This window comes from Kitasatospora sp. NPDC058218 (assembly GCF_042882445.1).
Taxonomy (GTDB): domain Bacteria; phylum Actinomycetota; class Actinomycetes; order Streptomycetales; family Streptomycetaceae; genus Kitasatospora.
The window spans coordinates 6,687-27,481 of the sequence record NZ_JBHVWC010000075.1; the positions used below are offsets into that span (position 1 = coordinate 6,687).

At 74.5% G+C, this 20,795-nt stretch carries 17 protein-coding genes; 6 read left to right on the forward strand and 11 right to left on the reverse strand.

Going from position 1 to position 20,795, the window contains the following annotated elements; all coding sequences use genetic code 11:
* Positions 1-156: 156 nt before the first annotated feature.
* Together ACFVYI_RS35825 and asnB are read right to left on the reverse strand one after the other, a co-directional pair.
* Positions 157-1,284: a hypothetical protein gene (locus ACFVYI_RS35825; RefSeq protein WP_387893378.1), complete on the reverse strand. Its 1,128-nt coding sequence runs from the start codon at positions 1,282-1,284 to the stop codon at positions 157-159.
* A gap of 203 nt (positions 1,285-1,487) precedes the next feature.
* Positions 1,488-3,338: an asparagine synthase (glutamine-hydrolyzing) gene (asnB, locus tag ACFVYI_RS35830; RefSeq protein WP_387893380.1), complete on the reverse strand. Its 1,851-nt coding sequence runs from the start codon at positions 3,336-3,338 to the stop codon at positions 1,488-1,490.
* 239 nt (positions 3,339-3,577) lie between these two features.
* Between asnB and ACFVYI_RS35835 the strand changes: the two genes are divergently transcribed.
* From ACFVYI_RS35835 to ACFVYI_RS35855, 5 genes are all read left to right on the forward strand, one after another.
* Entirely contained in the window at positions 3,578-3,862 is a 285-nt protein-coding gene (locus ACFVYI_RS35835) for a hypothetical protein (protein WP_360625520.1), read from the forward strand.
* A gap of 41 nt (positions 3,863-3,903) precedes the next feature.
* Positions 3,904-5,730 (forward strand): glutamine--fructose-6-phosphate transaminase (isomerizing), encoded by a 1,827-nt coding sequence (gene glmS / locus ACFVYI_RS35840; RefSeq protein WP_387893382.1) that lies wholly within the window; start codon positions 3,904-3,906, stop codon positions 5,728-5,730.
* A gap of 210 nt (positions 5,731-5,940) precedes the next feature.
* A complete protein-coding gene (locus ACFVYI_RS35845) occupies positions 5,941-7,260 on the forward strand; it encodes an aldehyde dehydrogenase family protein (RefSeq protein WP_387893384.1) in 1,320 nt (439 codons plus the stop codon).
* Between the two features lie 291 nt (positions 7,261-7,551).
* Positions 7,552-7,755 (forward strand): cold-shock protein, encoded by a 204-nt coding sequence (locus tag ACFVYI_RS35850; protein WP_042388274.1) that lies wholly within the window; start codon positions 7,552-7,554, stop codon positions 7,753-7,755.
* 249 nt (positions 7,756-8,004) lie between these two features.
* Positions 8,005-8,367, forward strand: a complete 363-nt coding sequence (locus ACFVYI_RS35855) for a hypothetical protein (RefSeq protein ID WP_387893386.1) — start codon at positions 8,005-8,007, stop codon at positions 8,365-8,367.
* Positions 8,368-8,388: 21 nt separating this feature from the next.
* On the opposite strand, the gene ACFVYI_RS35860 is transcribed toward ACFVYI_RS35855, so the two are convergent.
* The 5 genes from ACFVYI_RS35860 to ACFVYI_RS35880 form a co-directional block, all read right to left on the reverse strand.
* Positions 8,389-9,546 carry a serine hydrolase domain-containing protein gene (locus ACFVYI_RS35860; protein WP_387893387.1) on the reverse strand — a complete coding sequence of 386 codons (1,158 nt, stop codon included), beginning with the start codon at positions 9,544-9,546 and terminating at the stop codon, positions 8,389-8,391.
* Positions 9,547-9,695: 149 nt separating this feature from the next.
* Positions 9,696-10,670: a DUF1648 domain-containing protein gene (locus ACFVYI_RS35865; protein WP_387893389.1), complete on the reverse strand. Its 975-nt coding sequence runs from the start codon at positions 10,668-10,670 to the stop codon at positions 9,696-9,698.
* Positions 10,667-11,014 carry a GntR family transcriptional regulator gene (locus tag ACFVYI_RS35870; RefSeq protein ID WP_387893391.1) on the reverse strand — a complete coding sequence of 116 codons (348 nt, stop codon included), beginning with the start codon at positions 11,012-11,014 and terminating at the stop codon, positions 10,667-10,669. Before ACFVYI_RS35870 ends, ACFVYI_RS35865 begins: the two co-directional genes overlap by 4 nt.
* 121 nt (positions 11,015-11,135) lie before the next feature.
* Positions 11,136-12,929, reverse strand: coding sequence for a beta-galactosidase family protein (locus ACFVYI_RS35875; RefSeq protein ID WP_387893393.1), 1,794 nt, complete (start codon positions 12,927-12,929; stop codon positions 11,136-11,138).
* Positions 12,930-13,084: 155 nt separating this feature from the next.
* Positions 13,085-14,053 (reverse strand): carbohydrate kinase, encoded by a 969-nt coding sequence (locus ACFVYI_RS35880; protein ID WP_387893395.1) that lies wholly within the window; start codon positions 14,051-14,053, stop codon positions 13,085-13,087.
* Positions 14,054-14,418: 365 nt separating this feature from the next.
* Between ACFVYI_RS35880 and ACFVYI_RS35885 the strand changes: the two genes are divergently transcribed.
* Positions 14,419-15,822: an amidase gene (locus ACFVYI_RS35885; protein ID WP_387893397.1), complete on the forward strand. Its 1,404-nt coding sequence runs from the start codon at positions 14,419-14,421 to the stop codon at positions 15,820-15,822.
* A 25-nt stretch (positions 15,823-15,847) separates the two neighbouring features.
* On the opposite strand, the gene ACFVYI_RS35890 is transcribed toward ACFVYI_RS35885, so the two are convergent.
* The 4 genes from ACFVYI_RS35890 to ACFVYI_RS35905 all read right to left on the reverse strand — a co-directional run bounded on the left by ACFVYI_RS35890 (position 15,848) and on the right by ACFVYI_RS35905 (position 20,711).
* A complete protein-coding gene (locus ACFVYI_RS35890; RefSeq protein ID WP_387893399.1) occupies positions 15,848-17,836 on the reverse strand; it encodes an FUSC family protein in 1,989 nt (662 codons plus the stop codon).
* Between the two features lie 200 nt (positions 17,837-18,036).
* Positions 18,037-19,341: an MFS transporter gene (locus ACFVYI_RS35895; RefSeq protein WP_387893400.1), complete on the reverse strand. Its 1,305-nt coding sequence runs from the start codon at positions 19,339-19,341 to the stop codon at positions 18,037-18,039.
* Entirely contained in the window at positions 19,338-19,979 is a 642-nt protein-coding gene (locus tag ACFVYI_RS35900; protein ID WP_387893402.1) for an ArsR/SmtB family transcription factor, read from the reverse strand. The genes ACFVYI_RS35895 and ACFVYI_RS35900 overlap by 4 nt, the downstream gene beginning before the upstream one ends.
* 282 nt (positions 19,980-20,261) lie before the next feature.
* Positions 20,262-20,711 (reverse strand): MerR family transcriptional regulator, encoded by a 450-nt coding sequence (locus tag ACFVYI_RS35905; RefSeq protein ID WP_387893404.1) that lies wholly within the window; start codon positions 20,709-20,711, stop codon positions 20,262-20,264.
* Positions 20,712-20,795: the final 84 nt, after the last annotated feature.

The window sequence follows — 20,795 nt, forward strand, 5'->3', positions numbered from 1 at the left end:
GGGGGGGGGGGGGGGGGGGGCGGGGGCGGGGGGGGGGGCGGTCGCGGCCGCACCCGGACCCCCCCCTCCCTCCCAACGGGGCCCCGCGCCGTGCGGCGCGGGCCCGCTCTTCGGGACGGTCGTCGGTCCGGGCCTCCCGGAGGCCCGGGGGAGCTGTCAGTCCAGGGAGGCGGAGAGCCCACTGGCCGAGCGGCAGTAGCCCTGCATCTCCTTGTTCGTGATCTTGGCGCAGAGCCGGCCGGCCGCGCCGCCGTCCGTGTAGTTGACCGTGTAGTAGCTGACCAGGCCCTCGGCGCAGGCCTTGCGCTGCCAGCCGTCGGCGGCGGTCGCGCACTGCTGGGCGGCCCAGTCCTCGCGGTCCAGGTTGTACTTCATGGTCCGCGAGCCGACGCCCCGGCTGCAGTCCACCGCGCCGCCGCTCGCCTTGCCGTTCAGGCACCACTTCAGCGCCTCGCCGTACACCTCGGGGTGGTTCGGGTAGTCGTGCGAGGAGAGGAAGAAGGTCGGCGCGTAGAAGTAGCAGGCGGACTGGAACAGGGCCGGCTGGTCCTTGCACGGGTAGAGCGGGTCCTGGGCGAGCTTGTCGGCGGGCAGGTTCGCCTTCGCCTTCTCGTCCTCCTCGTCCGGGCCGAAGAGCTGCATGAACAGGCCCTCCGAGCAGCGGATCCGGTTCTGGTCGGTGGTGAACTTGTTGCACAGGTCGCGGGCCTTGGCCACGTCCTGCTTGGCGACGAACATCGTGCCGTGGCCGACGCCGTGGATGCAGGGCCCGCTGTTCTTGGGCGCGCAGAGCTTCAGCAGGTCGACCTCGGGCTGGGCGGAGGCGTTCAGCATCTCCTCGACCGCGCCGTGCAGGTAGCCGGCCGCGCAGGTCTCGTGCGGGAAGGAGATGACCTTCTGGAAGTCGGCGTTGTACCGCTTGACCGCCTCGTGCCCGAGCTCGTGCGCGATCGGGTGGCAGAACCGGACGGTGTAGGGCAGCTGCTTGGTGATCCGGTCGAGGTCGGCCAGCGCGACGCCCGGGTCGGAGGCCTGCATCTCGGCCATCATCTTGTTGCGCAGCGTCGAGCGGGTCCACACCGCCGGGTCGCCGGTCGGGGTGGCGCTCGCGCCGGCCGGCGTCGCGCCGCCGGCCGGAGGTGCGCCCGAGCCCGCCGCACCGGCCGCCGCCGGGGCGGTCGCCGAGGTGCTCGTCGCGGGCGTCCAGTCGGTGACGGCCACCGACCCGAGGCCCAGGACTCCCAGCAGGAGCGCGGTGAGAATCGCGAATGCTCGCGGCTGCATGACGGAGATCCCCCGGCGGATCGAGGTGGACGGTTTCGCTCCCCATCCTGACGGCACGGGGGCGGGATTCCGCGTTTTGGGCAGCCATTCGGGAGGTGTCGGCGACGCTATCGCACGTCGTACCCGCCCAACGAGGCGGGATGGCCGGGGGTCACCACCCGGACGGCGGCACCCGGCCGCCGCCGCCCGGAGATGACGGACGTTCACAGCTCCAGGGACACCTGGTACTCCGTCAGCCAGGCGTTGAGGTCCAGCGCCAGGTCGGTGCCGAGCCGCACGGACTGCGGGTCGGTGTCCGGGGCGAGCGCGTCGGTGAGCGCCCGGCGGTCCAGCAGGCCGAGGACGGGGGCGCCCGGGTCGGCGGCCAGCTCGGCGAGCTCGGCCCGCAGCAGCGCCGGGTAGCGCGGGTCCTGGACGACGGGGTAGGGGGCCTTCGCCCGGTCGGCGATCTCGGCCGGCAGCAGGTCGCGGACGGCGGCCCGCAGCAGGCTCTTCTCCCGGCCGTCGAAGCTCTTCATCGCCCAGGGGGTGTTGAAGACGTACTGCACCAGCCGGTGGTCGCAGAACGGCACCCGGACCTCCAGGCCGTTGGCCATGCTCATCCGGTCCTTGCGGTCCAGCAGGATGCAGACGAAGCGGGTGAGGTTGAGGTAGGAGATCTCGCGCATCCGCCGCTCGACCGGGTCGGCGTGGGGCAGGTGCGGGACTTCGGCCAGTGCCTCGCGGTAGCGGGCCCGCCGGTACTCGTGCAGGTCGAGCTTGCCGATCAGGCCCCGGTCCAGCAGCTGCTCGCGGGGGCCGGTGCCCGTGCCGCCGAGCTGGGTCACCGCGCCGACCCAGGGGAAGTCGTCGGCGGCGACGAGCTCCGGGTCGTGGTACCAGCGGTAGCCGCCGAACAGCTCGTCGGCGGACTCGCCGGACAGTGCCACCGTGGACTTCTCGCGCACGCCCCGGAAGAGCAGCAGCAGCGAGACGTCCATGTCGCCGAAGCCGCCCGGCGCGTCCCGGGCCCGCAGCACGGCGGCCCGCTGCGCCGGGTCGGTGAGCTCGGCGGCGGCCAGCTCGATGACGCTGTGGTCGGCGCCGACGTGCCGGGCCAGCATCCGGGCGTACGGGCCGTCCGGGGTGGAGCGGACCTCGTCGGCCCGGAAGTGCTCGCTCTGGCCGGCGAAGTCGAGGGCGAAGGAGCGCACCGGGCCGGCGCCGGCCGTGCGCAGGGCCCGGGCGGCGATGGCGGTGACGGCGCTGGAGTCGAGCCCGCCGGAGAGCAGCGAGCAGAGCGGCACGTCCGCCTCCAGCTGGCGGTGGACGATGTCCTCCAGCAGGGCGCGGACGGTGGCGACGGTGGTGTCCAGGTTGTGGGTGTGCTCGCGCGCCTCCAGCGCCCAGTACCGCCGGTCCGAGAGGCCCTGGCGGCGCACCCGGACCACGTGGCCGGGCCGCACCTCGACGATGCCCCGGTAGACGGTGCGGCCAGGGGTCCTGGTGACGGCGAGCAGTTCGCGCAGCCCGTCCAGGTCGACCACCGGCCGGACGTCCGGGTGGGCCAGGACGGCCTTCGCCTCGGAGCCGAAGATCACGCCGTGCGGCGTCCGGTGGTAGTGCAGCGGCTTGACGCCCATCCGGTCGCGGACCAGCAGCAGCTCCTCGCTGCGGGCGTCCCAGAGGGCGAAGGCGAACATGCCGTTCAGCCGCTCGGCCAGGCCGTCGCCCCACTCCAGGTAGGCGTGCAGCACCACCTCGGTGTCGCTGCGGGTGCGGAACCGGTGGCCGGCCGCCTCCAGTTCGGCGCGCAGTTCGCGGTGGTTGTAGACCTCTCCGCTGTAGGTGAGGGCGGCCAGCACCCGGCCGTCGTGCTCGGCGGTCATGGGCTGGACGCCGCCCTCGACGTCGATCACGGCGAGGCGGCGGTGGCCGAGTGCGGCGTGCCGCTCCAGGTGGGCGCCGCCGGCGTCCGGACCGCGGCAGAGCTGGGTCCGCGTCATCGCGTCGAGCACTGGACGTTGGGCGGTGAGGTCGCGCTCGAAGTCGACCCATCCGGTGATCCCGCACATCAGCAAGCCTCCGGTCTTCCGCTACGTATCTCCGATGCGTATGCGGAGTATCACGCTACGTGGCGAACGGGTGACGCTACAAGGGTGTGTCGAGGGGGTGGCGAACCGGTGCCGCGCGCCGGTGGCGGCCCGCCACCGGGCCACATGGATGCCTTTCCTGGGCCGAATGTCTCAAGATCTGCCCGAAATCGGGCAGGATCTTTGTTCTCGGCCTCGGCTCCGGCCTAGGCTCCCGATTCGTGTCCAGCTCACCCGGCCCCTCGCACCCTCACGAAGACCTGCTCGCCCACCTCACCCGGACCAGCCCGCTCGGGCCCCGCGAGGCGGCGCGGGTGGTGGCGGAGGTGCTGGCGTACTTCTCGGAGACGACCGAGGAGTACGTCCGCCGCCGCCACGGCGAGCTGCAGGCACGCGGCCTGACCAACGAGAAGATCTTCGCCCGGCTGGCCGAGGAGCTCCCCGCCCGACGCGTCGCGGCGCCCGGGCTCTCGGCCCGCCAGCTGCGCCGGATCGTCTACGGCTGACCGTCGCCGCCCTCGTCCTCCCCGTTAAGGAGTCCACCCAGATGTGCGGAATCGTGGCCTACATCGGCCCCAAGGACGCGACCCCCTTCCTGCTGGAGGGCCTGGCCCGGCTGGAGTACCGCGGCTACGACTCGGCCGGCGTGGCCGTCACCGGCCGCACCGGCGGCCTCAAGGTCCGCAAGGTCAAGGGCCGGGTCGCCGACCTCGCCGCGGTCGTGCCCGCCCGGTTCAAGGGCGGCACCGGCATCGGGCACACCCGCTGGGCCACCCACGGTGTGCCCAGTGACGCCAACGCCCACCCGCACCTGGACAACGTCGAGCGCATCGCCGTCGTCCACAACGGCATCATCGAGAACGCCGACGAGCTGCGGGCCAAGCTGGCCGCCGACGGCGCCGTCTTCCGCTCCGAGACCGACACCGAGGTGCTCGCCCACCTGATCGCCGCGCACGCCGCGGAGGGCGCCGAGCTGGAGGACGCGGTGCGCGCCGCGCTCGGCAAGGTCGTCGGCACCTACGGCATCGCCGTGCTCGACGCCGAGCAGCCCGACCGGATCGTGGTCGCCCGCAACGGCAGCCCGATCGTGCTCGGCATCGGCGAGAAGGAGATGTTCGCCGCCTCCGACGTCTCCGCCCTCGTCCGCTACACCCGTCAGGTCGTCCACCTGGAGGACGGCGAGCTGGCCACCGTCCGCGCCGACGGCTTCCGCACCTTCACCGAGGACGCCCGCACCACCCACCGCCAGCCGTCCACCGTGGACTGGGAGATCGACTCCTACGACACCGGCGGCTACGAGCACTTCCTGCTCAAGGAGATCCACGAGCAGCCCGGCTCGGTCGAGCGGACCCTCAGCGGCCGGCTGGACGAGCGGTTCGCCACCGCCCACCTCGGCGGTCTCAACCTGGACGCCCGCGAGCTGCGCGAGATCCGCCGGGTCAAGATCCTCGGCTGCGGCTCGGCCTACTACGCCGGCGAGATGGGGGCCCAGCTGATCGAGGAGCTGTCCCGCATCCCCGCCCACAGTGAGCCCGCCTCGGAGTTCCGCTACCGCAACCCGGTGATCGAGGCGGACACCCTCTACGTGGCGGTCAGCCAGTCCGGCGAGACCTACGACACGCTCGCCGCCGTCCAGGAGATCAAGCGCAAGGGCGGGCGGGTGCTCGGCGTGGTCAACACCGTCGGCAGCGCCATCGCGCGCGAGTGCGACGGCGGCATCTACCTGCACGCCGGGCCGGAGATCTCGGTCGCCTCCACCAAGGCCTTCACCTCGACGGTGGTCGCCTTCGCGCTGCTCGCGCTGCACTTCGGCCGCATCCACGACCTCTCGCCCGCCGACGGCCGCCGGATCGTGGCCGGTCTGAAGGCGCTGCCGGAGCAGATCCGGGAGGTCCTCGCGCAGAGCGAGGCGATCGCCGAGCTCGCGGGCGAGTACGCCGAGTCCGAGGGCATGATGTTCATCGGCCGGGTCCGCGGCTACCCGGTGGCCCGCGAGGGCGCGCAGAAGCTCAAGGAGATCTCCTACGTCCACGCCGAGGCCTACCCCGCCAGCGAGTTGAAGCACGGCCCGCTCGCGCTGATCAGCCCCGAGCTGCCGACCGTCGCGCTGGTGCCGGACGACGAGCTGCTGGACAAGAACCTCACCACCCTCGGCGAGATCAAGGCCCGTTCCGGCCGCGTGCTGGCCGTCGCCCACCGCCGGCCGGAGGCCAAGCTCGCCGACCACTGCATCCTGGTGCCCAAGAGCGAGCCGGAGCTGGACCCGCTGCTCCTCAACATCCCGCTCCAGCTGCTGGCCTACCACGCCGCCGTGGCCCTGAAGCGCGACGTCGACAAGCCGCGCAACCTGGCGAAGAGCGTGACCGTCGAGTAGCGGCCACCCGGCCGCGCGGAGCCGGCCGCCCGGGTGCAGCCGTGCGCCCGGGCGGCCGTCGCCGTCGCGGCGACTCCCTCCGTGGCGGGGCGCGCCGGGCGTTTCGACCCGAAGATGATTGACTTTGCCAACCATCTCGGCCTACTGTCGACAGAAGCTTGATGTTCTCAACTATCGAGTGCTTCAAAATTTCCTGTCGGGAGTACTGTCATGAAGGCCTTCACCGATTCCGATCCCGCCGCCGTCGTCGCCGGGCTGCGCGCCGCCTTCGCGAGCGGCCGGACCCGCCCGGTCGCCTGGCGCCGGGAGCAGCTGGGCGCCCTGCGCACGCTGCTCACCGAACGGAGCGAGGAGCTGCTCGCGGCGCTCCGTGCCGACCTCGGCAAGGGCCCCGCCGAGGCGTACCGCACGGAGATCGCCTTCACCCTCAATGAACTCGACCACACCGTCCGGCACCTGGACGAGTGGCTGAGCCCGCGACCGGCCGACGTCCCCGAGGCGTTCCGGCCGGCCACCGCCCGGGTGGTCCGGGAGCCGCTCGGCGTGGTGCTGGTGATCGCGCCCTGGAACTACCCGCTCCAGCTGGCCCTCGCCCCGGTGGTGGGCGCACTGGCGGCCGGCAACGCCGTCCTCGTGAAGCCCAGCGAGCTGGCCCCCGCCACGTCCGCGGCGCTGGCCCGGCTGATCCCGCGCTACCTCGACCCGCAGGCCGTCGCCGTCGTCGAGGGCGCGGTGCCCGAGACCACCGCCCTGCTGGAACAGCGCTTCGACCACATCTTCTACACCGGCAACGGCGCGGTCGGCCGGATCGTGATGACCGCCGCCGCCCGCCACCTGACCCCGGTGACCCTGGAGCTCGGCGGCAAGAGCCCGGTGGTGGTCGACCCGGGCACCGACCTGCGGGTGACGGCGCAGCGGCTGGCCGCCGGCAAGTTCCTCAACGCCGGCCAGACCTGCGTGGCCCCCGACTACGTCCTCGCGGTCGGCGGCACCGGCCCGGCCCTGGCCGAGCACCTGGCCGAGGCCGTCCGCGCGCTCTACGGCGACGATCCGGCGGCCCACCCCGAGTACGGCCGGATCGTCAACACCCGCCACTTCGACCGCCTCGCCGCCCTGCTCGGCGACGGCCGCGTGGTCACCGGTGGCGGCCACGACCGTGCCACCCGCTACATCGAGCCCACCGTGCTGGCCGAGGTGGACCCGGACGCGCCGGTGATGCGCGAGGAGATCTTCGGCCCGGTGCTGCCGGTGCTGGAGGTGGCCGATCTGGACGAGGCGATCACGTTCATCACCGGCCGGGAGAAGCCGCTCGCCCTCTACGCCTTCACGGAGTCGGAGACGACCAAGCGCCGGCTCGCCGAGGAGACGTCCTCCGGCGCCCTGGTCTTCGGCCTGCCGGTGTCCCACCTGGCCGTGCCGGAGCTGCCGTTCGGCGGCGTCGGGGAGAGCGGCATGGGCAACTACCACGGCGAGTACTCGCTGGCGACCTTCAGCCACACCAAGGCGGTGCTCGACAAGCCGCTGGGCTGAGCCGGCGCCCGGTGCGGGTGCGGTCCTCCGGGGCGGCACCCGCACCTTCCGCGCGGTCCCGGTGCGGCGGGCCGCGAACGCGTGCGGAAAAGAACGCCGTTTCGCGCCGGCACCTGCTACAGTCGATGTCAGTTGCAGTTTTGGTTCCCATGAACTTTGTGTGCGCCTGCCGGTTGTGACCGCTGGCGCATTTTTGTTTGTCCGGGATTTTCCTCGGGTGGGCCTCATCGCGGCGACGCGGGACTTCGCGAGGTGCGAAGCTCCGGAATTGCCCTTTCAAGGAGAATTTTTATGGCTAATGGCACTGTGAAGTGGTTCAACGCGGAGAAGGGCTTCGGCTTCATCGAGCAGGAGGGTGGCGGCCCGGACGTCTTCGCCCACTACTCGAACATCAACGCCCAGGGCTTCCGTGAGCTGCTCGAGGGCCAGAAGGTCGAGTTCGACGTCACGCAGGGCCAGAAGGGCCCGCAGGCGGAGAACATTCGCCCCCTGTAATACGAACTGCTGCCCGGCCTCGGCCGATCAGCACGGGCCTGCACTGCGCTTCGCGCGCGGTGCAGGCCTTTCGTCGTCTCCGGGCCCCTTCGGCGGGGTCGGGCGGCCCGACGGCCGCCCCGGTGGGCCGTGGACGGCCGCCACCGCGCCCGTTCGGACCGGGAGGACCACGGCGCCGGGCCCGGCCGGGACGAAAGCGGCCGGGCCGGGACCCTGCCTCCGCCGGGCCCGGTCCGTTAGCCTGGCGGTATGCCGAACCCGGATCCGTTGCTCATCAGTATCACCACGATGGTGGAGTCGACGGGCAGTAATCAGATGCCGATCACCGTGGTCGTCCCCGGCGCGGTCATCACCGGGCGGCTCGCCGCCGAGACCGTCTGGCGCGAACGGGTCGCCGAAGTGCTGGAGGCGTCCGACCACCTCAAACCGTTCGCGGCGCTCTTCGCCGACGAGGTGGTCCCCGCCGACGCCCCGGTGACGCATCTGCACCTGCACCTCGCCAAGATCCTGCAGGGCAGCTTCGGCCTCCCGCACACCGGTGGGATGTACCGCATCGCCATCGAGGACGTCAGCAGCTGGACCCTGGGGGACCTCAGCTACTCGGACCAGTGACCGGACCGGGCCCCGCCGTCCTCAGCGGGCCGCCTCGGCGGCGCGCAGGACGGCGGCGGCCAGGCGGTGGTTCTCCGGCGCACCGCCGCCGGCCCCGAAGATGAAGCGGCGGCGGGTGTAGGCGTAGGCCACGCCGCTGCGCGGATCGGCGAACGACTGGGCGCCCACCGCGCCGCTGTGCCCGAAGGCGTCCGGCCCCAGGAAGGGGTAGCGCGAGCTCTGGGCCTCGAAGCCGAGGCCGAAGTGGTCGCGCTCGCCGGTGACCAGGTCGACGCCGGCCGTCCGGACCGGGCCGAACTCGGCGACCGTCTCCGGGGTGAGCAGCGGTGGCCGGCCGTCGAGCCCGAACGCGGCCGCCGCGTACAGCGCCGCCAGGCCGCGGGCGTTGCCCGTGCCGCCGGCGGAGGCCGGGCCGAGGGCGCGGACCGCGCGGTCGCCGGCGAACTCCACCAGGTCGGTGGGCGGGGTGGCGTTCAGGTTGAAGGCGATCCCGGTGAGGCTGTCCGGGTCGGGCGCCGGGCCGGCCGCGGCCTGCTGCTCCGGGGTGGGGCGGGCGGCCAGCACCGGCAGGTAGCGCGACTCCAGCCCGGCCGGCAGACCGAAGTGGAAGTCGAGCCCGTAGGGCGCCCGGATCCGCTCCTCGTAGAGCTCCTGGATCGACCGGCCGGTGCGGCGGCGCACCACCTCGCCGGTGAGCGCGGCGATCACGAAGGCGTGGTAGCCGTAGGCCGTTCCGGGCTCCCAGTACGGCTTCTGGCGGGCCAGCCGGGCGGCGAGCCGGCGGTCGTCCGCCAACTCCTCGGTGCTGAAGCCGCCGTCGACGCCGATCAGCCCGGCCCGGTGTTCCAGCACCTGCCGCAGGGTGATCCCGGCCTTGCCCTCGGCCGCGAACTCCGGCCAGTGGCGGGCGACCTCCTCGTCCAGGTCGAGCACGCCCTCCTGCACCAGCAGCGCCACCACCAGGTGGGCGGCGCCCTTGGCCGAGGAGTAGAGGGAGAGCAGCGAGCTGCCCGTCATGCCCTCGCCGGTCCAGAGGTCCACCACCGGGCGTCCGTCCAGGTGGGCGGCCAGCTGGGCGCCGCCGCTGCCCGGATCGGCGGCCGCGACGGCTGCGAACTCCGCGCGCACCGCCTCGAATCCAGGTGCGACGCTGCCATGGACGGTGGCACTGCTCGACATTGGTCCCCCCGGGGCCTCGGACGTGGTCAGGCCTTGATCATCGGCCTGTCGAAGCGTCAACCACGGGTGGGCCGGGCGCATTCCTGAGGGCCGGACGCATTCCTGAGTGACGGGTCCGGGCTCGGGGGGCGGGGGCCGTGCGGCCGCGGTCAGTCGCCGGTGCGCTGCGCGGCCAGCGTGTTCAGCAGTGCGGCGCCGCGTTCGGCGTCGTCGACGCTGACCGCGAACTCCGCCCCCGTGCGCGGGTGGATGACCAGGCACTCGCCGCGTCGGAGCATCACGGTGGTGCCGAGCCCGCTCAGCCGGTAGCCCCAGCCGCCGACCTGGGCGGGGGTGCGCTGCTCGACGCGGGCCGACTCGATGGCCTGGATCGGCCAGCGGCGGACCGGCCAGCCGGCGGGCCCGAAGGCGACCTCCAGGCCCTTCGGCGTCACCCGGGCCTGGACGGAGGAGCGGCCGAGCACCACCGCGGCGACGACGGTCAGCGGGGCGACCACCGCCCAGGGCGCGCCGATCAGACCGCCGGCCGCGGCGATCGCCGCGGCCGCCGCGACCAGGCCGAGCACGGCGGCGGTCAGTTGGAGCCAGGGGTTGGTGGTCCAGGAGAGCCAGACGAACCGCTCGCCCACCGGCACGTCGAGCACCGGGCCACGGGCCGGGGCCGGGGCGGCCGCGGCGCCGCGCCGGCCGGCCAGCAGGCCCAGCAGGCCCGCGAGCAGCGCGGCGCCCAGGGTGAGGACGACCGCCGGGCCCACGGTGGCGGCCCCGGTCCAGTCGGTCCGGTCCAGGTTGGCGTGCACGATGGACGCCTGCGCGCCGGTGAGCAGGACGCCGGTGAAGAGCAGGACCGCGCCGTACCAGGCCCGCACCGGCCCGGTGGCCCGCCGGGCGGTCAGGGCGAGGACCAGCAGCAGCGCCGTCCAGAGCAGGGCGGGGAAGAGCGGGACCGCCCAGAAGGGCATCGAGCCGTCCGGCCGGCCGCCGCCGCCCCAGTGGGTGGCCACCCGCTCGGGCAGACGGTCGCCCGCGCCCAGCGGCAGGGCTACCAGTGCCGCCAGGACGCCGGCCGCCCAGGCCGCCGCGCTCCACCGTGCTCCACGATTCCGGTTCCCCCCGCCGCTCACGGCAGCCTCCTGATCAGTTCGACGAGATCGGCCCTGCTGTACCCCAGGCGGGCTGCCTCGGCGACCAGCGCGGCCGCCTGTTGCACCAGTTCGGCCCGTTGGTCGGCGCCGCCCGCGACGGTCACGCCCCGCCCCCGGCGGAACTCCAGCACCCCTTCGTCGCGCAGGGCCCGCAGGCCCCGCAGGACGGTGTTGGCGTTGACGCCCAGCGCGCGGGACAGCTCCCGGGCGGGCGGCAGCCGGTCGCCCGGCGCGCACTCGCCCTCGGCGATCGCGCGCCGGATCGCGCCGGCGACCTGCTCGTGCAGGGGGCGACTGTCCGTCAGGTCCAGCTTGAGCAACATGATGCCATCGACAGTAGCACCATCGAGAGGGGGGCCGGCCGCTCCCGGACGGCTCCGGGGGCGGCCGGCCCGGCGGGCTATTGGGGCTCGGCGGTTCGCGCGGCCCGGTGGTGGGATCGGCTCAGTAGTCCACGCTGGGAGCGGCCGCCGTGGTGCCCAGGTCCGGGGCGTCGCGGAGCTCGACCGCGGTGGCGTGGGTCTCCAGTTCGAGCAGGACCAGCTCGTTGCGGCCCGGCCGCCAGAGCGGGGCCGGCGCGTACAGCGTGCGCTGCGGGCCCTGCCGGGTGTAGCGGCCGAGCAGGAAGCCGTTCAGCCAGAGCAGGCCCCGGCCCCAGCCCGGGAGGGCGACGAAGGCGTCGGCGGGGGTGTCCAGCGCCGCCTCGAAGCGGTGGAACACCGGGTCCCCGTCCTCGGCCGGTGCGGCGTCCTGTTCGAAGGCGAGCGGGCCCGGGTCGGTGAGCGGGAGCGGGCGGATCTCCCAGTCGAAGAGGCGCTGCGAGCCGTGGGAGACACCGCGGCCGATGCCCTTGCGGTCGTCGAGCTGCGGGCCGTAGTTCACCCGGCCGAGCGCCTCCACCAGGATGTCCAGCGTCACGCCGGTCGGTCCGGTCGCCAGCGAGAGCGTCTCGCCGGGGGCGTTGCGGTCCAGGACGCCGAGCGGCACCCCGTCGGCGAAGACGTGGGCGCGGTCGCCGATGCCGTCGATCCGCAGCGGCAGGGCGGGGCGCGGGCCGGGGACCCGGGTGCGGTAGTGGATCAGGCCGAGGGACTGGCCGACCTTCTCCATCGGCTCCGGCGCCGCGCTGCGCAGCGGTGCGGACAGCGCGTCGAGGGCCGCCAGCAGGCGGGCGCGGCCGGTCGCGCTCCCGAGCCGCTGCGGGGCGATGCGCGGGGCGGGCTCCGGCAGCGGCAGGTCGGGCAGCGGGGCGTACCTGGCGATGACGGACCGGAACGCGTGGAACTTCTCGGTCAGTTCGCCCGCCTCGCCGATCGGCGCGTCGTAGTCGTAGCTGGTGGTGGTGGGTTCGTAGCCGGCGTCGTACGGGTGGGCGCCGAAGTGGTTGGCGCCCGCCCAGAAGCCGAAGTTGGTGCCGCCGTGCGCCATGTAGAGGTTGACCGAGGCGCCGGTCGCGAGGAGGTCGTCGAGGGCCCGGGCCGACTCCTCGGGGTCGCGGACGTGGTGCGGCCCGCCGACCCGGTCGAACCAGCCGATCCAGAACTCCATCGCCGCCAGCGGGCCCTTGGGCTGGTGGCGGCGCAGGACGGCGAACCGCTCGGCGGGCCGTGACCCGAAGGTGGCGGTGGCCAGGTGACCGGGGATCGTACCGCCCTGCTGCATGACGTCCTCGGCGCCGTCCGCGGTGAACAGCAGGCAGTCCACGCCCCGGCCGAGCAGGCCGTCGCGCAGGTGGGTCAGGTAGCCGGCGTCGTCGCCGTAACTGCCGTACTCGTTCTCGACCTGGACGGCGACCACCGGGCCGCCGCGGCTCGCCAGCAGCGGCAGGATCTCGGGCACCACGGCGTCGAACCAGCCGTCCACCTCGGCCAGGAAGGCCGGGGCGGCGCAGCGCAGCCGCAGGCCGTCGACGGCGAGCAGGCGGGCCGGGAAGCCGCCGAACTCCCACTCGGCGCAGATGTACGGGCCGGGGCGCAGGATCACGTCCAGGCCGTTCGCCTGCGCCAGCGCGGCGAACCGGGCGATGTCCCGCCAGCCGGTGAAGTCCACCTCGCCGGAGGGCAGTTCGTGGAAGTTCCAGGGGACGTAGGTGTCGACGGTGTTGGCGCCCATCGCACGCAGCCGGCGCAGGCGGTCGTCCCAGAGGTCGGGGTGGACGCGGAAGTAGTGCAGGGCGCCGGAGATGATCCGGTGCGGTGCGCCGGCGCGGCGGAATCCGGTGTCGTCGTAGTCGAGCATGAGGGCCTGCCTTCGGTGGGAACGCGGTGGGACCGCGGTGTGCCGGACGAGGGTCGGTGGGCAGACGGTCGGTGGACGGCCGATCTTCCGGAGCCTACTCGGGGCGGCCCGGCGGCCCGGCGGGCCACGGGCCGGCGGAGCTACGGGCGGCGGGGTTACGGGGTGACCGGGTGGCGCGGCTGCCGGAGGTCGGCCGGCCAGGGCGGGTTGGGGCCGGCGACCGAGCAGGTCAGGGCGGCCACCCGGGCGGCGAAGCGGCAGGCGTCGTGCACCTCGTCCGTGGTCAGCCCGTCGAGCCGGCCGCCGAGGCGGCCGATCCCGCCGAGGTGGTGCAGCAGGCCGCCGGTGAAGGCGTCGCCCGCGCCGATGGTGTCGACCACGACGGTCTCGGGCGCGGCGACGGTCAGCCGCTCGCCGTCCAGCGAGGCGAGCGCGCCCCGGCTGCCCAGGGTGATCACGACCAGCCGGACACCGGCCAGGTGCCAGGCGTCGCAGGCGCGTTCGGGGGTGACCCCGGGCAGCAGCAGGTCGAGGTCGTCCGCGCTCAGCCGAAGGATGTCGGCGGCTGCGCACCAGTGCGGGAGCCGGGACCGGTAGACGGCCGGATCGACCAGCAGCGGACGCACGTTGGGGTCGATCGAGACGGTCGGGCGGCCGGGCACCCGGGTGAGCAGCTCCTCGATGCGGGGGCCGCCGGGCTCGCGGACCAGGGCGAGCGAGCCGGTGTGCAGGCAGCTCGCGCCGGCGAGCGGGAGGGCGGCGAGCTCGGCCGGCGTCCAGGCCCAGTCGGCGGTGCCCTCGGCGTGGAACGAGTAGCGGGCCTGGCCCAGTTCGTCGACGGTGGCGATGGCGAGGGTGCTGGACTCGGCCGCCGCCACGCAGCCGGCGAGATCGACGCCGGACGCGTCGAGGTGCTGCCGGAACAGGTCGCCGAAGGGATCGGTGGAGATCCGGCCGAGGAAGCGGGTCGGGGTGCCCAGCCGGGCCAGCGCGACGGCGGTGTTGGCGGGGCCGCCACCGGGCAGGACGCGCAGCGCCAGTTCGCCGGGGCGCCGCTCGGCGGAGGAGTCGGCGAACGCGTCGGCGACGCACTCGCCGAGGACGGCGACCGGGAGTCGGGCCATGACGACCGCCTTCGGGGGAGGGTCCGCTGTGGAGGTGCCACGGGCTGTTCCGGGGCACCTCAGGGTACTTGGGGGTTGGCGGGAGGGGCGGGAGCCCCGGGGGTGCCCCGCGCAGCCGTTCAGGTCGTGCAGGTCGTGCAGGTCGTGCGGGCGGGGTCGGCGCGGAGGTCGGTCGGCGCGTGAGGTCGGGGCGTGCGGTCGGTTTCGCAGGGGGCGAGGCGAACGCCCGTACGCCCCGGGCGGGTTCGGCGCGCGGGGCCGCGGCTCGGCCGCCCGGCCGTCCGGTGGGGTGTCCGGGCGGGCGGCGCGCGCCTAGACTGCGGAACTCTCGCGGTATTACCGACCGGTAGGGATGGGGAGTTCGGATGGCCGAGGAGCGGGTCCACGCGTTCGGGGACGACGCGCTGGGGGAGCACGACGCGGTCGCGCTGGCGGGGCTGATACGGGCCGGCGAGGTCGCTCCCGGTGAACTGGCCGCCGCCGCGGCGGCGCGCGCCGAGCGGGTCGACGCGGCGCTGGCGCCCGTCGCGTTCGCGTCCTACGGGCGGCCGCGCACCGCGCCGGCCGGCGAGGGCGCCCCGCTGTACGGGGTCCCGAGTTACCTCAAGGACAACGTGGACCTGCGGGGGATGCCCACCGGGCAGGGCAGTTCGGCGTTCCGCGCCAAGCCCGCGCGGCGCGACGCCGGCTTCGCCGAACAGTTCCTGAGCACCGGTCTGGCGGTGCTGGGCAAGACCAGGATGCCGGAGTTCGGCCTCAACGCCTCGACCGAGTTCGCCGAGGCCAGGCCGGTGCGCAATCCGTGGCGGACCTCGCACTCGCCGGGGGCGTCCTCCGGCGGGGCGGCCGCGCTGGTGGCGGCCGGCGTCGTGCCGATCGCCCACGCCAACGACGGCGGCGGCTCGATCCGGATCCCGGCGGCCTGCTGCGGCCTGGTCGGCCTGAAGCCGACGCGCGGCCGGCTGGTGCCCAACGACCAGGGCCGACGGCTGCCGATCGACCTGGTCACGGACGGCGTGGTGACGCGCTCCGTCCGGGACACGGCCGCCTTCTTCGCCGCCGCCGAACTCCACCACCGCAACCCGGCGCTGCCCCCGCTGGGACTGGTGGAGGGGCCCGGTGACCAGCCGTTGCGGATCGGGCTGGTGGTGGACTCCCCGCTCGCCGTCACCGACGGGCCGACCCGGCAGGCGGTCGAGCGGACGGCGGCCCGGCTGGAGGCGATGGGGCACAAGGTCACACCGGCGACGCTGCCGTTCGGCGAGGACTTCTCCCGCGACTTCACGCTCTACTGGGGCTGTATCGCCTTCATGATCGCCTCGACCGGCCGCCTGCTGCTGGACCCGGGCTTCCGGGCCGGGAAGCTGGACGGCCTGACCACCGGTCTGCGGCGGCGCTTCCACCGCGAGTTCCTCCGCACGCCCGGTGTGCTGCGCCGGCTGCGCCAGGCGGAGGCGGCCTACGGCGGGCTGTTCCGCGAGCACGACGTGATCCTCTCGCCGGTGCTGGCCCATGTGGCGCCGCCGATCGGGCACTTGAGCCCGAACGTGGCGTTCGACGAGCTGCTGGAGCGGCTGGGCCGCTACGTGGCCTTCACCCCGGTGAACAACGTGACGGGCGGTCCGGGGATCTCGCTGCCCGCCGAGTCGGCCGGGAACGGGCTGCCGGTCGGGGTGCACCTGTCGGCCGCGCACGGTCGGGAACGGGTGCTGCTGGAGCTGGCGTTCGCCCTGGAGGCCGACCGGCCCTGGCAGCGGATCCAGGACTGAGCCCGGGGCCGGCCGGACCGGGCGCTCAGCGCGGGCCCGGGGCGGCGATCGCCCGCGCCGCCCGCACCTCGTGGCGCAGCGGCGCCAGGACCCCGTCCTCGTCGCCGTCCTCCGGGGCAGGCTCCTCCGCGGGGGCGGGTGGACCTGGCGAGGCCGGCTCCGCGGCCCCGGCGCGCAGGGTCGCGGCGAGCTCTTCCAGTTCACGGGTGATGGCGGCGACCTCGGCGGCGGGCGGCGCGGCCACCCCGTGGTCGATCCGGACCCGGGTGGCGGTGGTGGCCTCCACGACCCGCTCGACGGCGATGACCAGCGGCCACCACGCGGCGGCCCGCGCCCCGGTGGGCGGCGGCTCGGTGAGCGCGCGCTGGAACTCCGACCGCACGGCGGACAGGTCGCGGTAGAGCCTGCGCCGGTGGCGGAGCCGGGCCGACTGGTCCCGGCCGGGCTCCGGGTCGAAGGCCAGCGCGACGTAGGCCGCCGTGTCCGCCGCCGCGTCCGCGAGGCGGTCGCCGATCCGGGTGTGCCAGGACTCCAGCCAGAGCAGGTAGCCGGCGATCAGCGAGACCCCGCAGCCGATCAGTGAGTCGTAGAGCCGGGGGGCCACCAGCCGGAAGCCCTGGTGGTTGAGCAGATCGGAGAGGAGCAGGATGACCGGCGTGATGGCGGCGGTCTGGAAGGCGTAGCCCTTCGCGGAGAACGCCGGGATCAGCATCGCGAGCACGGCGATCGTCGGCACGTCCCACCACCCGCGCGGCACCTCGGCGAGGACCGGGATGGCGATCAGCAGGCCGACCGCCGTGCCGAGCGCCCGCAGCACGGCGCGTGAGAAGACCGATCCGAAGTCCGGTTTCATGACGAAGGTGACGGTGAGGGCGACCCAGTACGAGCGGGGCACCGCGATCACCGAGACCAGGGTCTGGGCGAGGCCGATGCAGAGCGCCAGCCGCAGGCCGTACCGCCAGGACGCCCCGGACAACAGGGCGGCCCGGGTCGTGCGACGGGCCCGGACGCCGAGGGCGGCGGGGCGCCCGAGCCGGTCGGTCCCGCCGAACGGGTCGGGCGCGGGCTCGCCGGCGACGTCGGCCGCGTAGCGCAGCGCCTGGTCGACGGCCCGCTCCGAAGGGCCGGTCGGCACCGGCAGGTCGAGTGCGTGGGGCTCGCCGGGGTGTCCCCGTTCGACGGTGTCGGCCAGCGCCCGGGCCGCCGCCTGGTAGGCGTCCGGCAGCGGGCCGAGCGAGGCCGGGCGCAGCTTGGCCGCCGAGGCGGCCTCCACGACCGGGATCACGGCGTTGAGCTGGGCGAGCAGCCGGGTGAGGCCCGGGGAGCGGCCGTGCCGGCGGGTGCGGTGGGCGAGCAGCAGGTCGTAGGACCGGTTGAGCGACTGGGTGACGGCGAGGCGCCGCTCGTCGTGGGCGGGGGTGCCCGCGGCCCGGAGGAAGTCGGCGACGGTCCGGTACGTGTCGGCGACCGCCGCCCGCTCCGGGACGCCGCCGCGCAGCGGCCAGGCGAAGAGGGTGAGGGCGAGCACCAGCAGGCCGCCGAGGAGGAGCAGCAGCGGCGGCTTCCACCAGGGCGCGGGCATCGGCAGGCCGGCGCCGACGACGGCGTTGAGCAGGAGCAGCAGCCCCGAGACCGAGGCCACCGCGCCGATGGAGGAGATCATGCCGGAGACCAGCGCGATCAGGGTGAGCACGACGACGGCGAGCCAGCCCTCCCCGTACACCAGGGTGCCGAGCAGGACGCCGACGGCGCCGAAGAGCTGGGGGACGGCGATGTTGTAGACCCGCATTCGGTAGGCGTCGGCGGTGTCGCCGATGACGCCGGAGAGTGCGCCCATCGAGACGAGGGCGCCGTACTCGGGCCGCCCGGTGGCCAGGCCGACGGCGAGCGGTGCGGAGAGGGCGACGCCGGCGCGGGCGACGGCCGCCCAGGGGATCGGCGCGCGCTGCGGGCGCAGGCCCGCGGTGAGCCAGCTGGGGGGTGCGAGCCGGCCGGCTCGTGAGCTCCGTGTCACGGGAGAAACCTACGGCTCCGGGGCGGGGAGGGCCCGGAGCCGGCGGGTGGGGGCGCGTGCCGTGCGTCGGTGGTTCCTCGGGGTGCGCCCGGCGGGCCACCGGGTGCGGCGGGCGCGCCGTCGCGCAGGTGTCCGTCCGCGTGCCGGAGTGCCGCCCGCCCCGGCCGCGGCACCGGCCGGGGCGCCGGGTCGTCCGGTCGTCAGGGGCTGCCGACCGTGGTGGGGGAGGCGGTCGACACGGTCAGGAGGGACGAGGTGTCGGGGAGGTCGCGCAGCCGGCGCAGCGGGGACAGCCAGAGCACGACGGCGGCGAGCGGGACGGCGGCGGTGGCCAGCCACATCGCGGGCAGGACGCCGAGGGCGGAGGCGGTCGCGCCGCTGGCGAGGGCGCCGAGGGGGATGGTGCCGTAGTTCAGGAAGGAACTGCTCGCGCTGATCCGGCCGAGCACCCGGGCGGGGACGTGGCGCTGCTGGAAGGTGGCCCGGATGACGTTCCCGGCGACGACGCCCGCCGAGACGGCGAAGCCGCCGATGACGTAGCAGACGACCCCGGCACCCGGCGTGGTCAGCGGGATGAGCAGGGCCAGCATCGGCACCCAGAACTGGAACAGCAGCATGGCGCGGGCGGTGCCGATCGCGGCTCCCACCCGGCGGGCCAGCGCCGCGCCGAGGACGCCGCCGGCACCGGCGGCGCCGACGACCGCGCCGATCGCGCCGTCGGAGAGGTGGCCCCGTTCGACCAGGAAGACGACCTGGATCGACTGGTAGGCCATCAGGGCCAGGTTGGCCAGGGCCCCGTTGACGGCGAAGGTGCGCAGCCAGACGTCGTGGGTGATCAGGCGCAGGCCCTCGGCGACCTCGCGCCGCAGGCTCGGGCTGTCGCCCCGGCCGTCGCGCGGGCGGGGTGCGGGCTCGCGGGTGCGGATGGCGACGGTGGAGCAGAGGGAGAGGAGGAAGGTGGCGGTGTTCACCAGCAGACTGTTGACCGGGCCGAAGGCCTGGGCGACGGCGCCGCCGGCGCCCAGGCCGACGATCTGGGCGGCGGAGGCGCTGCCGTGCAGGGCGGCGTTCCCCTCGGCGCGGTCCGGTTCGGCGACGAGGGTGGGGAGGTAGGCGGTGTACGCGGTCTGGAAGAAGACCTCGGCGGCGCCGGCGGCCGCGGCGACCGCGAGGAGCTGGCCGATGGTGAGGAGGCCGAACGCCGCGGCGGCGGGGACGGTGAGGTAGAGCAGGAGGGAGACGGCGGTCGAGACGAGCATGACCGTCCGTCGGCGCATCCGGTCGACCCAGGCGCCGGCCGGCAGGCCGATCAGCAGCCACGGCACCCACTTCGCGGCGACCACCACGGCGGCCTCGAAGGCGGTGGCGTGCAGGGCGCCGACGGCGATGAGCGGTAACGACAGGTTGGTGAGGGCGCCGCCGAACCGGCCGGCGACCTCGCCGGTGAACAGCAGCCGGAAGTCACGGTTGCGGCGGAGCAGCCCGCCGCGGGCGTCGCGGCTCATTCGGCACCGCGCGTCTTGCGGGGGAACGCCTGGAGCTGCACCACGACCGGCAGTGCGTCCGGGTCGGGATCGGCGCCCGGGGTGGGGGTATGGCGATGGATGACTTCCGCCAACTCATCGTTGAGTGACTTGAGTTGATCTGCCGTCAGGCGGAGGTTGGTCCAGTCCGCGATGGTGCCGACGTTGCGCCAGTCACCCTCCCAGTCCTCAGTGAGGTACGAGGTGACCCGGTTGAAGTACTGCTGCACCAACTGGTTGGTGTAGAGCGAGACCGCGCCCCGGCTGTCGGGGTCGTCGCGGAACTCGGCGGTGTTCAGGTCGTTGCGGACGGGGACCCGCCGCCACCAGCGCTCGCGCTTGGTGCCGCGCCCGGTCTCCTCCTCGATGAAGCCGTGCTCGGCGAGGTGGCGCAGGTGCCAGCTGACGGTGCCGGTGTTCTCGCCGAGCCGCTCGGCGAGCAGGGTGGCGGTGGCGGGGCCGTCCAGGTTCAGCAGCTCGAAGATCTGCATCCGCAGCGGGTGGGCCAGCCCGCGCAGACTGCGCGCGTCGAGCCGGCGGAGCGGACGGGCGGTCGGGGCCGGCTGCTCCGGGCGGTCCGCCGGGTCCGGGTGGTTCGGATGGTCCGGGTGTTCGGTCATGTCGCCATCGTAGGATGCAGAGACCCCTCTGCATAGGTCTCTCTGCAGAGAAAGCTCTGCACTGTGTCCGAATGGCGGCTCACGATCATGCGGGGATGCGCTCACGTGCGGGGCCGACGGAGGTCGACGACCCGGCGCGGCCGGTGCCGGACGCGCCGTTCGGCGGTAGCTACCGGGAAGGTCGGCCGAACTCCTCGGCACCTCGGCCGAGTTCGCCGACCGGCCGAGTGGCGTCGACGCCGGCCTCCGCGGGTGGCTCCGGGAGAGCGCCGGCGCGCGGCCCTAGCGAGCCGAGGCCCTGCCGGGCGACGTCCGGCAGGTCGGCCCCGGCTCCTGGTCCACCGGGACGGGGCCGGTGGACGTCCGCCGGGCCTGCCGGGCGAGGTTGTCGCGCAGTGCGGTCAGCCGGGCGATCTCGGCATCCAGGGCGGCCAGCCGCCGGTCGACCACCGGGACGAAGGCCTCCGGTCCCGAGCCGTCGGCGGAGTCGCAGATGCGCGGCTCGTCCTCGGTCAGCAGATGGAGCCGGTGGGCGCGGCTGCGCAGGTCCTCGACGGTGAGGCCGAGCGCCAGCAGCTCGCGGATCGCCCGCACCCGGGCCACCTCCGCCGGCCCGTACTCGCGCTGGCCGGCCGCCGTCCGCGCCGGTGGCGGCAGCAGCCCGCGCTGCTCGTAGAAGCGGAGCGCCCGGGGCGTGGTGCCCGCCGCTGCCGCCGCGTCGCCGATCCGCATCCGGCCTCCCGCTCTCCCCGGCTCGTGCCGTCGCCGCCCCGCCCCGCGGTCGTTCCGGTGGAGCGGGCACCGCTGCCTCGACGG